The organism is Marinomonas sp. UCMA 3892, assembly GCF_012726345.1.
Classification (GTDB): Bacteria; Pseudomonadota; Gammaproteobacteria; order Pseudomonadales; family Marinomonadaceae; genus Marinomonas.
On sequence record NZ_PTXN01000009.1, the window covers coordinates 24,000 to 37,734 of the forward strand.

Here is a 13,735-nt window from a genome sequence, read left to right on the forward strand (position 1 = left end):
CAGGAAGGTCAGCTCGCTTAGATCCGTACAGCAAAAAATCCCGTATCTCACAGATATCATCAACATACTTTTACTACCCACTTTGTTTATTGTTATTTCGTGGTAACGACGTATCGTCGCTTTTAGTTTTTTATGGGGCAGCAATCTATATTTACTGCTCCTCCCCACAAAAAATTTTCTTTTATTTCAAATACTTGAACAACTTTCTTGTACTTAAATTAATCTACTCATAATCACCATTATGCGGGGTATCTTTTCCTGGTGACCATTTACTGCGATAGCGCAAAAGAAATGCTTGTGAATTATCTGCACCCATTGGTAGCGCACGAGGACTCCAATTTTGATCATGCAAATCCATATCCGCATCCATCTCAATATGACAGGCAAATGGGCTATTGAAATACCAGAACCAGTTTGACCCCATAATATGTCGCCCAGGTCCCCAAAACGCCTGATAGCCTTTTTCGATAAACTGAGAACCGTTTTGCATCACTTCAGTAGGACCACCGAAATGGAAGGTGAAATGTTCGACGCCTTGCATAAACGATGGCGCACCAATCAAGAAATGTGTGTGGTGATCTAACGTGCCTGCTGGTTGTAAAAATGGACCAGCGCCTTCAAATCTATCTGTGCAGCGGAAGCCCAAACGCTCAACATAAAACGCTTCAGCTTTAACGGGATCAGGTACAAAATACACAATGTGAGACAAGGTTCTAGGACGAATTGGCCCCGCATCTAACTGCACAGCTCGATGGTTAACTGGCCGTTGAAATGGTGATCCTGGTACATTGGAAATTTCACCTGCCAAGTTCAACTCTTTACGAGTAGTCACCTGAAAGCCAATCACAAAACCAGAATCATCCGTAGACTCAATAGAGCCATCCGCTAATTGACGAACCTCTCGGTCTTTACTCAGCTCTTCGGTAATCGCCTGAATCGTTGCGGTATCAGCTACACCCATGACTGTTTTTCGCATCATGCAGCCATTACCAATACTGGCCGGAATACTTTCGTCCGAGGCATGAGCTAAAACAACAGCTGTGCCATCCAGTGCTTCAAAACGCCCGCCTGTTTCAGTTACATCAACAGGAAACAAACCATAATCTGTTAAAAAAGTCGCACAAGAGACAACATCCTCAACACCAAAAATGATGGTTTCTAAACCGACTATCTTCATTATTCATTACCTCTTTACGATTGGGCCATATGGCCATTCAATGTCTTTGCAATCCAATCGGCGATATAAGCCCCAACATTGCCAGAATTATCAAAACTAGAGTGCTGAACACCCTCTTCACAATCCGTGAAACTCTAAGATTTTTGAGAACTAAAGCTTACAAACAGCTTGGTTTGTAAAACGATTCCCCCTCGATCAAATCAAAACCTGTATCAAAGGACGAGCGAAGCCAAAAGGGGTAAGACTACGCCCTTCCTTTGATACAAAAGTAATCGGATTAACAGAGTATTAAATCAATCTATCGAGTGCCCTGACGTGCTAAACCTTGTCCAGTAAAAGTACTGGTAGGAAAACGCTCTACAGGTCTATTTTGTGAGGACTTATCATTCATCATGTTAGCCACGTAAGCCTCACCGGATAACAAATTATAGAAACCAAAGGTTTGCGGAATCGTTCCAGGGAATTCAGGCATGATGTAGTTAAACTGCCATAGGGTTTTCCATAACTGACCATTAGCGTCCCAACGATCAGCCAAAGATGCCTGCCAAGTATCTTCATCTAGATAGTATTTACTACGCACTGCTTGATGACGTTTGCCCTCTGCAAGCGTTGCTTCAACAACCCAAACGCGATGTAATTCCCAACGAACGGCATCTGGATTCAAATGATTGCCTGTAATTGCTTGCTCATCGCTGTACTGTAAGAAGCGGTTCTCGTTATAAGGCACTAATATTTCTTTCTTACCCAATAACTTCCAATCAAACACTTCAGTCGTACCGGAAAACACGCTTAACTCATCGAAGGACATTAGACCTGCCGTCGCTGGAGTCGGAGTATCACAGCAAGCATTTGGCAGTTTACGTACACGACGCTGCCCCGTCAGATAGACGTATGATTGAGTCTTGTCTTCATCAACATTGTTTCTTCCAGCAATCCGTTCTCCCGCACGAATTGGTGGTCCATAGTTTTCAAGGTTAACTTCCCAGAAATAGCCATCAAACTCTTCACTTGAACCTTCCTGAAAGTAGTAAGGCATTTGGTTCTTCAACAGACCATCCGTTGTCAAAACGACTTTGCCACTTGAGGTAATTTGATATTGATTGATATCCGCTTCCCAGCTCACACCACGCCAAGACAAACGGTGGTTATTAATCGCTTCTAGACCATTTTGAGGAATTGGAAATGGGATGCCTGCGTAAGCACCTATGATCTTGTGACCATCCATCTTTGCCTTCAAGGCATTTTGTACAGTGTAGTTATATACCCAATCTGGCGCTGTCGCCGTTCTATGAGTTGGGTAAACATCTAAGCGATAAGTGTCTGGATACTTTTGTAGCATCGCCTTTACACCATCGGTTAACTTATCAGCATACTTATCCATATTCGCTGCAGTCACTGTGTATAAAGGTTTCTCATTAGCGAAAGGATCTAAGCGCTTGCCACCCAATATTTCACCTTTTATTGGGTCATTAAAACCACCCGTCCAAGCAGGGATAGATCCATCACTATTGCCTGCTTTTTCGGCACCAAAAGGAGTTAAATCAGCCCCCAATCGAGCTGCTTGCTCAGAGCTAACAGCTGCATAAGAAGCCAGTGAAAAACAACCTAGTACTGCAGAGGCTGCTAAAATACTAAGAGAGTGTTTTTTATTTTTATACATTGCCATTCTCCAAAAAATTAAAAGGTGGTGCTTACAGAAGCTGAGATAAAATCTCGATCTTTTTGCGACTGCTTGTACGTTGCATTATTTGAACTGTCATTGAATACACCTTCATCTCCTAAATATTTGATATAGCTCAAAGAGGCATTCCAACGATTTAAATACACAGCATTAACGCCAACGTTAATATCACCACCATCATCAACACCAAAAGACGAACCTAGCGCTGAAGATTTACCCCAAGTGTGACCAATGCCAATAGAAGGACTTAGATCAATCCCGTCGAAAGCTTGACGATACATCGGCGAATAAACCATTTTTATGCCAATAGCAGATTTGTCGGCGTTAGGGTTTAACTTGTCTTCATTTTGAGTAGTTTTTACGCGAGTGTTCCAAGCAATTTCACCAACAAAACTGGACTCTTTAGAGAGGAAATTCGAACCCAAACTTGCCAACCAAGAGAATTGAGCATGAGCTGTCTCACCGATGGCATATCCAGGATTTTTATCGTTATCGTATTGCACACCTGACGTTGTTATCGATGTAGAAGCACTCGCAAGAGGTGTATTTACACGATATGAAATTTCACCGGCCAAGCTCCAAATCCCAACGGTTTTTGCCATACTGGCACCATAGGCTTCAACGCCTTTGGCATAAGCCCATTTATATTGACTAGGATGGAAAGCAGCATCCAAAATGGTATACATATTACTTGGGGAGCTAGAATCAAAACGAATTGCATACAAACCAAAGTCCGCATCAAGGTCATAATCACTCCATTTGAGTTGTAGACCGTACTGACCGGAGTCTGAGCCTTCATCATCAGAGGTGTGTATAGCTGTGTATGGTCCAGCAAGCAGTGCTTCGCCTTCTAATGTATCTCCAGTAGAAAGATAAGAACCTGCTGGAAGGAAGCGAGATTTCTCCCACTCATAACCCACATAAGCCCCTAAAGAAGCTGTTTCAGAAATAGGAATATCGATCGAAACCTTGCCAGTTGGTCGCATTGTTTCTTTAAAAGTAGAGTTAGGAACAGATGATAACTTCACCACATCAACTGGTCCTTGTCCGCCAGCAATACCGTTAGAGCCAAAAAACAAACTTTCGCCCCACAACAAGCTATGGCGCCCAACACGAATAGTACCTTCCATACCATTCATCACAGGGAATCGGGAATAAACAAAAGCATCAAGAATTTCGGCATCTCCACCCATGGTCTTTTTGGTGGTATCCGAAAACTCACTGGCAGGGCGATGGTTTGAGGTCGTGCTGGTATTATCCGTATCTTGGTGATAAACATCGTCATACCAAGCAGCACCGCTAATACGAATACCGGCATCTTTATAAGAGAGGTCAAATTCGGAAAATAGATCTAAGCGACTCGAAACTACCCCTTTATCAAAGTTGTTATCACCATCGTTATAATTAACTGCACCACTTCCTTGAGTTAAACCTGAAGAGGCATCCTTAGTACGAAAAGCAGTACTGTATTTGATAGTATTACCTAGGCTGAGCCTTAAATCAGAGTTACCTGTTTCTATTTCAAATCCATAGGCAGTAGAAGTGCTAGAAACAATAGCAACAGCCAATGCTTTTAGCCGAAATGGCGTCGAGTTGATTATTTTCACTTGTTCTTCCTCTCAAATTTTATTTTTATGTTTTTAAGAACAAACTAAATGTAAATCACCACAACCTTTCGGAAAAACCCTTTAAATAGAATCAATCATTCGACGCCATCGAATGATTAAGAAAACAATAAAAAAACCACTAAAAGCAACATAAAAGACAGCAGATTATTAATAGTCTGAATACTTTTTATTGATTATTTTCACTTACCTTCTCGAGCAAAAAATTTCATTTCCATTTAAAAAAAGAATCTAATGCAAACTTCCACAACCATTCGAAAAAAACCTTCTATTAGACCAAACCATTCGATATGATCGAATGAACATAAAAACAAGAAGCTGCGAGAACATGTATGCGATTTAAAAAACTCGACCTCAATCTATTGGTAGCATTGGACACTCTGCTCACCGAACAAAGCATCACCAAAGGTGCAGAAAAGCTCAACATGAGTCCTTCAGCCCTGAGCAACTCTCTGTCCAGATTGCGAGATTATTTTGAAGATGACCTACTAACACAAATCGGTCGAAGAATGGTCATTACCCCCTTAGGAGAAAACCTAAAAGTCAGTGTTCGTAACGCCTTAAACAACATCGAAAGCACTATTCTTGTACAACCGAGTTTTGAGCCTCAAACAACGGATCGGATCTTTAGTATTTTCTGTTCAGACTACACACAGACGGTACTTGTGCCACATGCGTTAGAAATAGTAGGTAAACAAAAAAGCACAGCTCGCTTTCAGCTTTTAGCTCAAGTAGCAAACAATCCCCATGAGCAGCTCGAACAAGGCAAAGCCGATTTACTTATCATTCCATCCGATTTTATGTCCACAGAACATCCCTGCGACATACTCTATGAAGAAGAATTTGTTTGTGTCGTGTGGAAACACAGCAAGATCGCATCAGGAGAATTGACTGCAGAAAAATACGCAGCAGCAGGACACGTACTAATGCGACCAGAGGCAACTAAAAAAGATTTTTTTGGGACCTTATTCACACAAAAGTACGGTATTAAACGACACGTAATCGCCACTACCTTCAGCTTTGCTTCTCTACCAGCCCTGGTAATAGGCTCAGAAAATATCGCCACAATTCACGCGAGATTAGCGACAAAAATGGCCAAAGTATGGCCACTTAAAATACTGCCTTTACCTTTTGATATCCCCCCAATGAAACAATGCGTACAGTGGCATCAATACAGAAATAATGATGAAGGGTTAATTTGGTTACGAAATACTTTAAAAGAAGCGGCAATCAATATGGATATTGAAAAAACAGAGCCTTAATCTCAAGGGTTGTTTTAAGAATAACCTTATTTATTTGCCCAAACAGCTGTAGATTTCGTTAAGGAAAAGGGAGCTGAACCTATGTTTGCTCCCTAGCTAAAATGTTAAGCGTTTGTCATAATTTATGCCTGAAACAATCTTAACTTTCGATAATAGCAACAGCACGAGTCCAGCCAGCGGAACCACCACGGACTTTATGAGGAAAACACACTACCGTGTAACCAAAAGGTGGCAAAGCTTCGAGATTATGCAGTTTTTCCAAATGGCAATAACCAATATCTCTACCAGCTTTATGCCCTTCCCAGATAAGTGAGTTGTCCCCTGTTTCCGCCACTCGTTTAGCAGTATGACTGAATGGCGCATCCCAAGACCAAGCATCTGTGCCAGTGACACGAACCCCGCGCTCAAGTAGATACATCGTCGCTTCGTAGCCCATGCCACAACCGATATTGACAAAATCAGGATCACCTAGCGCACTTCCCGCTGCGGTATTAACCAAAACAATATCCATTGGCTGCAATTCATAACCGATACGTTTTAGTTCAGCTTCCACATCCGCAGCGGTAACCACATAACCGTTTTCGAAATGACGAAAGTCCAACTTCACCCCAGGGCGAAAACACCAATCTAAAGGTACTTCGTCAATGGTAATCGCCCTTTCACCATTGTTCATCGTAGGATGGAAGTGCCAAGGAGCGTCCAAATGTGTGCCATTATGTGTCGTGAGCTTCACTGTTTCAGCAGCAGCAAAACCATGACCACCAGGAAACTCATCTGCCGCCACACCGGGAAAAAAGTGATTCGCTTCAGAGACTGTTTCTGCGTGTGTCTGATATGTGATCTCTGGACGCATAAAAGGCGGGTCGGTAATCACATCATTTTCAAGGTAGATAGATAAATCAATAAATTGACGAGCCATAACAGACTACCCTCTTTGACCGTTAAAGGTTTTTGCGAACCAATCTGCAATGTAATCACAAGCAAAACTCATATTATCTGCGCCAACATGTTCAACCCCACCTTCACGCTCAGTAAAGATTTTAAACTCACGATTCGGTGAGTTAATAAGCTGATCATAACTTTGGTAAGCGTAATCTAAGCTAATTTGACGATCTTTTTCCCCATGAGTCACAAGGAAAGGCACCTTAATTTTTTCCATCACACCATTAAGATTCATCCCTTCGGCTTTAACAAAGAAATCATCCATATCTTTTGCGCCAAACACCCACATAACATGCGCCCAATAATGTGGAACAGGGTTTTCACCTTCACGCTTTAAGCGTTTCTGCTGCACTTCTGCCCAGTTATGATTTGCTCCCCATACAGCACCAGCTGCAAATCTTGGTTCATAAGCAACGGCTCTAGGCGCATAATGACCACCTAAAGAAATTCCCGTCATACCAATACGGGAGACATCTACATCGTCTTGTTGCTCTAGCCAATCAACCGCTTTGGAAGCCCAAACTTCACTGTTATAAACCGCAGGCAAACCGTAAGTGCGCAATGTATCACCAGTACCAGGTTGATCAACACACAGCGTCGATATTCCTCGCTTAGCCAGCGCTTGAGGTAGGTTTGACCAATAGAGCATCTCTTTACAACTGTCCAAACCATTGCAATAAACGACCGTTGGGTGAGGTCCTTCTCCTTCAGCTCGAACATACAACGCAGGCATAGTTCCGCCATTATCAAGTGGCACCTCTACATACTCACAATTATCTTTGCTGAGCCTAATACTTTTACGGAATGTCTCTTGCGCTTTATCCCAAGTCTCTTTTCGATTCGGATGTCCTTGACCTTGCATCCGCTCAGCCACCATTAAATACAGCGCTGCTCTCTTTAACTTGGTACCAGCCGAATAATAATTCCCTGCAGCTTCATCTTCGTCGGCTAATCCAATCAGCTTATCCGCCATATTAACCCACTGAATCAAAAACTCTGCTGTTCCAGCATCTTCACCATTTTCTGCAGCCTCGCGCAGCGGCTTACACATATCGATAATTTCGCCAATTTTAGCTCCGCTTTCCACAGCAATAGAAACGGACAAATTCCAAACATAATTGGGAAAATATTCAAATAACGCCATGTTTACACCTCTAATATTTATAATAGTGTCAGATTATTTATTGAAAAAAATACTTATAAATGGTGATGTGATAATCAACACATTCCCCTCTATATTTAATTAAAAATCTTTAAAAAAATAATCAAATAGAGAGCCTTATAAAAACCATTTTATATTTTTATACATTTAACTAATGAACTAACGTAATCAAAAAAATCTAGTATCATTTAAAAATCATATTTAATATAAAGCACTTCAGCTTTTCATTAAAAACCTTTAAACAGAATCAACCATTCGATCTGATCGAATGGTCTTAGAAAACTCATAAATACTTAAAGGATTTAGGAAGCCAAATTTCCATTGCTTGTAGCGTTTAGCTCGTTACTGACCAAAAAGAACACCTTAGGAGACGTTTTATGCTATGAATAAAACCTTCGTTTTATCTCTTGCTTCACTTTTTTCATTGGCAATTGATGACTTAACAAACCTATAGTTTCCGACATTTTCGGTACGGCATGAGAAAAGTGAGATTTAAAACCATCGCATAGATAGTTACGATTCAATAATCCATCACTAGAAGGCTCAAATCGGTGTTTTGGGCAGCCACCATGGCACACGGAACGTACTTCACATTGATGGCAATCAATACTGATATTACTGAGTTTGTCTTGGCCAAATTTAAGGTTTTGCGGCAAATTAACTAGTTCAATCAACGAGGTATCATTAACGTTGCCTAACTTATGCTCAGGGTAAACATAGTGATCACATGAATACACATCCCCGTTAGATTCCATTGCTAAGCCATTACCGCACGTTTCACTAAACACACACGCCCCCGGACGACCAACAAGCTGACTCATGGTTTGCTCAAAGTTCATCACGAAGACTCCACCCAAATCGTTTTGAATCCAATGATCAAAAATCGTATTCAAAAACTTGCCATACGCTTTAGCTGGGACAGACCATTTGGCAAGATTGGATCCTCCAGCAAATGTCGGTTGAATCAAGGTTAAGCCATGGCTATCTGGGACAATGGCTTTACGTTCAACCAAGGGAATGAATTGCATATATCGACTGCCAATACGCTTTAGAAACGCATAAACATTCAATGGCCGCTTAACGTTTTCTGCATTCACTACTGCCAACGTATTAAAATCCACATTATGCTTTTTAAGTAACGCAAGACCGTTCAGCGTTTCGTCAAAGGTGCTTTTACCTTTACGGGAAAGACGATAGGTATCGTTACTAATTCGATCACCATCGATAGAAACACCAATTAAAAAATGGTGCTCTTTGAAAAATAAAGCCCACTCCTTATCAAGTAAAGTCGCATTGGTTTGCAAGGAATTAGTCACTGTTTTATAACCGCGATATTGCTCTTGAAAAGCTATTACCTGGCGAAAGAAGTCCACCCCTAACAACGTGGGCTCGCCTCCCTGCCATACAAAGTCAATAACATCCCCTTGCTGAGACTGAATTTGCTCACGTATGTAATTTTCTAGTGTGGTATTGTTCATACGCCACTGTTTTTTTCTATCCGGATAAAGGTTCTCTTTCTCCAGATAGAAACAATAGGTACAGTCAATATTGCAGACCGAACTACTCGGCTTTGCCATGACGCCGAAGTTATTTATTCGCTCTATTAGCTTGTGGCTCATCATGCCTCCAGCAACCGTCTTATCTGCCATTATAGGAAGCAGCATGCTCTACTACTTTGTTTTGGCGAATGTATTCGCGGAACTCTTCTTTCATACCAGCCAACACATCAGGATATTCAGCTGACAAGTCTTTCGTCTCCCCACGATCTTTAGAGATATCATACAAGGCAAAAGGAACATCCTTTGTGAACACTGGCGTACTACTTAAAGGCGCTTGCTGACTCAACTTCCAGTTATCACGAACCAGATAACTGGCTCCCATCAACTCATCTGCCAACACACTTCCTTTCGGATGAACGTCAGTAAAACCTCCTGATTTTTGTAAGGCAGATAAAAATGACACGCCTTTAGGTGGGTAAATCTCTTTATCCTTATAGCGTGTACTCGGTAGATCGACGCCAGCAACATCTAATACGGTAGGTAAAATATCTACAACCTGCAGGCGAGCATTCGAATTGGGTCTATGCTCTTTTTGATCGTTTAACTTCACAATAAAAGGTGAGGCTGTCGCCCCTTCTGCACCAGTAAAACCTTTAAATAAACGAAAGGGGGCAGCACTCACTTCAGCCCAACGAGGCCCATACGCCACAACGGAACCTTGCTTACCCATATTGTCTAATGAGTTATCTACCTTGGTACCAGGAATTGGCAACATGAAAGCTGGGGCGCCTTCTGCCCCATTGTCAGACATAAATAGGATCAAGGTATTATCGTATTCATTCATGTCTTTCAGATGAGCGACTAGCTTTCCTATATGGCGGTCTAGATTGCTTACCATAGCCGCATAAATTTCCATGTTTTTAGCTTCTTTAAGCTTCTCTTCTTCCGTTAGTTCATTCCAACGTTTTGGACCAATAGACTCTGCGGCAACTTGGTTAACATCCTTAATTAAACCTAAGGCCTTCATTCTGGAAATCCGCTTTTCTCTGATGGCATCATAGCCTTCATCATATCGACCTTTTTGAGCATCAATATCCGCTTGCGGCGCTTGTAATGGCCAATGAGGAGCCGTATAGGCGGCGTAGGCAAAGAAAGGTTTACCATCGCCACGACTCGAATCAATATAATCAATTAGCTTATTGGTATAGAACTCAGTGGAATAAAAGTCTTTTGGTAATTGCGTGGCAGGAAATAAACGATCATTTTCAGCATACATGGTTAAATCAAGCGGAGTAGGCACGGCTGGTGGAGCAAAATGTGACCCGCCGCCATCCACTAAAGTATAGCTTTTCTCAAACCCTCTCGCGTAAGGCAGAGCACTTTTATTAACACGGTACCAGCGTTTGTGATCTTTATCAGGTGCTTTCACGTCGTAAGCTAAATGCCATTTCCCTACCATATAAGTATGATAACCAGCATCAGAGAGCAACTCTGGCATAGTGGCTGTTTTTTCACTTATATGACCATGATAGCCTTCAGGGATATTATCAAAATCATAGCTATTTGATGCTCCCCAAGGTGCATTGATTGGCTTATTCTGAACAATATTCAGCCCTACAACCTCACCCATATTACCGATACCGGCCAAATGGTGATCTACCCCAGTCATCAAACTGGCACGAGTAGGCGAACACACAGCTGCGGTATGAAAATTAGTTAGAATACGACCATGTGCTGCCAAAGCATCAATATTTGGAGTGTTTATTTCACTGCCAAAAGCACTCAGATCTGAATAGCCCAGATCATCAGCCATGATCAACAATATGTTGGGACGACTAAGGTTGGAGGGAGTTGTCTCTGCTTGAATAGAAACAGGCATACTTAACAAAGAAGCGGCAACAAAGCCAAGAGATAAATGAGAAATTTTGAATTGAGACAAGGCACTCATGCCATTGTCATGAAAGCGATCAATCATAGATACATCCACTAACTAGCTGTGTTTTATTTTTATTAGAAACAAAGCTATCAGTAACTAGCCTTTGATCAAGCCCTTAAAATTGAACCCATGTATTGATGATATCGAATGATGATGGCCCAACAATTTAACTTAGCTCAAAGCTCATAATGGTTTATAGGTAATTTTTACCTTAATTGAAATATCCGTCTCAAATGTATGAGAAAAAGAGCTAGCCTCGCCTGCAAAGATATCAATAGGCTGTAATTGGCGGCCAATGGTGCGAAATGAGTAATTCGAGGAATAACTTAATAAAAAACTAGATTGCAAAATATTATCTCTCTTTCGATCCAACTCACAACCGACTTCAAATTTATGCACCTCTCCAACATATAAAGTCTCAGTAATTGGACGTACTTCACAAGAGTCGTCTCTACTGGAAATAACGATGTCAGATATCATGATTCTGACAGGGTCTTTTTTACTCTGTGAAATAACTAGCGCTTTATTCAATTTATCAATATTTTTTAACAGCCATTTATCCAAGCTTAAAATATTGTCAATATAATCTTGTTTTGTGAAGGTAATCACCAAATGCGGGGCTTTTACTTTCTCTGCAGTGACTAGCTGTATAAATGAAGAAATCCCTGAGGCCGTATGTAAATTAGTTTCGCTCATCTCTTTCAATTTCTCCCTTTCCAATAACACCATTTCATCTCGGCTGTAATGAGTAAAAATAGTGTTATCAACTTCGGGAAAATCCATCACTTCAGCAAGCAACACTCGGCTAAATATAAATAAAAAAATAAAAACCGTAATTCTATAAACCATCTCGTATCCTAATACAAACATCCATTTTAAAAGGTAGAATAACAAAGAAAATATCGAAAAGCAGATATCAAAAAGCCGAATACTGTATTCGGCTTTGACAACCTATAGCTTTTAATTCAAAAAAATAATAAATGATTAGTTCTAATGATGGATATGAAGTAAGCGTACATCATTCGGGATATCATTTTCTCTTAGTATCAAATGCTCAAGACGTGCTTTCTCTGAGTCATGCAAAATCCCCATAGTGAGTTCGTTAAACTTCTGAACCAACTCATCGTCTGTTAAAGGATCTTCCGGATCCCCTTTACGGGTTTGCTGATGGTAAAAAAGCTCCTCGCCATTGGTAAGTTTAATAATGACGCGAGCCGAGCGAACTCCGGGATAAAGCTTGCTAAGCTCCTCGTCTCTATAAACAGAAACACGCTTGGCAAAGTTGCGGATATCTTGTCGAGCCAAGGTTTCGTCGTTAAAGGCTTCTAGGCGGACTTTTCCGGTCAAGCAATGGGCAGCGATACAGTATTGCAGGCTAAAGCGCGCTTGTTGTGCGTCTTGCGGGTTAGTTCTATCGCACATTTTTTTCGTAGCATCGTAACCATAAACATCAATAGACTCGATGTCTTGATATCCAATATTGTGTGTTGTTAATAAGTTACCCACGCCATCTATTGCAGGGAAAATATGTCCGCAACAACCATGATTTTTGATCGTCATGCGAGTTATTGGTGTCCATACATAGGAACCCAAAAAAGCTTTTTCCCAATTAACAGTGGCTTCTGTTGTAGCATTCGCCCATCCAAACGGGCCACTTAAACTGTCTATGGATGCTTTTACTCCAGCCAAAGCAGCATTACCAGCCAAAATGCCGGCTTGGGCTGCATGACCGGCATGAAGCGCTTTTGCACCACCTTCACCTTGAAGGTTAGCCTGATGCCCACCTGCAAAACTACTCGCAATACCAATCGCGTGCATCACTTGTTCTTGCGTACCTTTTGCTAACAACACACATGCTACTGCTGCGCCAATGGTACCGACCGTTGACGTGGTATGCCAATACTTATAATGAGCAGGCTGAATAGCAAGAGACAAGCGACAACCCACTTCGTAAGCACCAATAATAGCGCGATGTAAAACATCCAAAGACACATTGTTATGCTGGGCAATGGCTAAGGCAGCCGAAATGGTTGGGCTGCCGGGATGGTAACCGCCATCTTTGAAAATATCATCGAATTCAACCGTATGACTGGCGACACCATTCATAAAGGCAGAATAACTAATCGATCTTGGTTCACCATCTACATAAGAAAACGCATTTCCACTTCCTGATTCAATAAAATGTTTAAGCTCTATTGATGGCGAGCGGATTGTCCCAGGTAAAGTAGTTGCGTACCAATCTAATATTGCTCTGCGAGTAGCCCAAGAAACGTCATTAGAAAGTGGGCATGTCAACCAATAGACAGCCAAATTAGATAATTGAATAATTGGATTTTCCATGCATACTCCAAAAAATAGAAATATATAATGTTTAAAATACAGATAAAATTAATGCCTGCCTCATTGTCATGAGGCAGGCATAGATAGCAGTCAGAATTACTGTGGTATCGA

The 13,735-nt window shown here is 41.3% G+C and carries 10 protein-coding genes; 1 reads left to right on the forward strand and 9 read right to left on the reverse strand.

All coding sequences use genetic code 11. From position 1 onward, the window contains the following. Positions 1 to 223 precede the first annotated feature (223 nt). The 3 genes from B6N13_RS13665 to B6N13_RS13675 form a co-directional block, all read right to left on the reverse strand. The gene (locus B6N13_RS13665; protein WP_169459652.1) at positions 224 to 1,177 is read right to left on the reverse strand and encodes a VOC family protein; all 954 of its coding nucleotides are present in this window, start codon (positions 1,175 to 1,177) and stop codon (positions 224 to 226) included. Between the two features lie 298 nt (positions 1,178 to 1,475). Beyond that, the gene (locus B6N13_RS13670; protein WP_169459653.1) at positions 1,476 to 2,837 is read right to left on the reverse strand and encodes a DUF1329 domain-containing protein; all 1,362 of its coding nucleotides are present in this window, start codon (positions 2,835 to 2,837) and stop codon (positions 1,476 to 1,478) included. 17 nt (positions 2,838 to 2,854) lie between these two features. Continuing rightward, on the reverse strand, positions 2,855 to 4,465 hold the full coding sequence (locus tag B6N13_RS13675; protein WP_169459654.1) for a DUF1302 family protein: 1,611 nt from the start codon (positions 4,463 to 4,465) through the stop codon (positions 2,855 to 2,857). 350 nt (positions 4,466 to 4,815) lie between these two features. Between B6N13_RS13675 and B6N13_RS13680 the strand changes: the two genes are divergently transcribed. Further along, positions 4,816 to 5,745 (forward strand): LysR family transcriptional regulator, encoded by a 930-nt coding sequence (locus tag B6N13_RS13680; protein WP_012070828.1) that lies wholly within the window; start codon positions 4,816 to 4,818, stop codon positions 5,743 to 5,745. Between the two features lie 139 nt (positions 5,746 to 5,884). Here B6N13_RS13680 and B6N13_RS13685 read toward each other — a convergent pair whose 3' ends face one another. From B6N13_RS13685 to B6N13_RS13710, 6 genes are all read right to left on the reverse strand, one after another. Continuing rightward, entirely contained in the window at positions 5,885 to 6,664 is a 780-nt protein-coding gene (locus tag B6N13_RS13685; RefSeq protein WP_012070829.1) for a cyclase family protein, read from the reverse strand. A 6-nt stretch (positions 6,665 to 6,670) separates the two neighbouring features. After that, positions 6,671 to 7,831, reverse strand: a complete 1,161-nt coding sequence (locus B6N13_RS13690; RefSeq protein WP_012070830.1) for an alpha/beta fold hydrolase — start codon at positions 7,829 to 7,831, stop codon at positions 6,671 to 6,673. A 398-nt stretch (positions 7,832 to 8,229) separates the two neighbouring features. After that, positions 8,230 to 9,513 (reverse strand): anaerobic sulfatase maturase, encoded by a 1,284-nt coding sequence (locus B6N13_RS13695; protein ID WP_211172871.1) that lies wholly within the window; start codon positions 9,511 to 9,513, stop codon positions 8,230 to 8,232. Then, positions 9,488 to 11,323 (reverse strand): arylsulfatase, encoded by a 1,836-nt coding sequence (locus B6N13_RS13700; protein ID WP_169459655.1) that lies wholly within the window; start codon positions 11,321 to 11,323, stop codon positions 9,488 to 9,490. Before B6N13_RS13700 ends, B6N13_RS13695 begins: the two co-directional genes overlap by 26 nt. A gap of 144 nt (positions 11,324 to 11,467) precedes the next feature. Next, on the reverse strand, positions 11,468 to 12,133 hold the full coding sequence (locus tag B6N13_RS13705; RefSeq protein ID WP_169459656.1) for a hypothetical protein: 666 nt from the start codon (positions 12,131 to 12,133) through the stop codon (positions 11,468 to 11,470). Between the two features lie 141 nt (positions 12,134 to 12,274). After that, positions 12,275 to 13,624, reverse strand: coding sequence for an MmgE/PrpD family protein (locus B6N13_RS13710; protein ID WP_169459657.1), 1,350 nt, complete (start codon positions 13,622 to 13,624; stop codon positions 12,275 to 12,277). Between the last annotated feature and the right edge of the window lie 111 nt (positions 13,625 to 13,735).

Bases quoted from the DNA above. Each gene is read 5' to 3' on its own strand.
- B6N13_RS13665 (WP_169459652.1), bottom strand. From the start codon at position 1,177: ATGAAGATAGTCGGTTTAGAAACCATCATTTTTGGTGTTGAGGATGTT.
- B6N13_RS13670 (WP_169459653.1), bottom strand. From the start codon at position 2,837: ATGTATAAAAATAAAAAACACTCTCTTAGTATTTTAGCAGCCTCTGCA.
- B6N13_RS13680 (WP_012070828.1), top strand. From the start codon at position 4,816: ATGCGATTTAAAAAACTCGACCTCAATCTATTGGTAGCATTGGACACT.
- B6N13_RS13685 (WP_012070829.1), bottom strand. From the start codon at position 6,664: ATGGCTCGTCAATTTATTGATTTATCTATCTACCTTGAAAATGATGTG.
- B6N13_RS13690 (WP_012070830.1), bottom strand. From the start codon at position 7,831: ATGGCGTTATTTGAATATTTTCCCAATTATGTTTGGAATTTGTCCGTT.
- B6N13_RS13695 (WP_211172871.1), bottom strand. From the start codon at position 9,513: ATGCTGCTTCCTATAATGGCAGATAAGACGGTTGCTGGAGGCATGATG.
- B6N13_RS13700 (WP_169459655.1), bottom strand. From the start codon at position 11,323: ATGATTGATCGCTTTCATGACAATGGCATGAGTGCCTTGTCTCAATTC.
- B6N13_RS13705 (WP_169459656.1), bottom strand. From the start codon at position 12,133: ATGGTTTATAGAATTACGGTTTTTATTTTTTTATTTATATTTAGCCGA.
- B6N13_RS13710 (WP_169459657.1), bottom strand. From the start codon at position 13,624: ATGGAAAATCCAATTATTCAATTATCTAATTTGGCTGTCTATTGGTTG.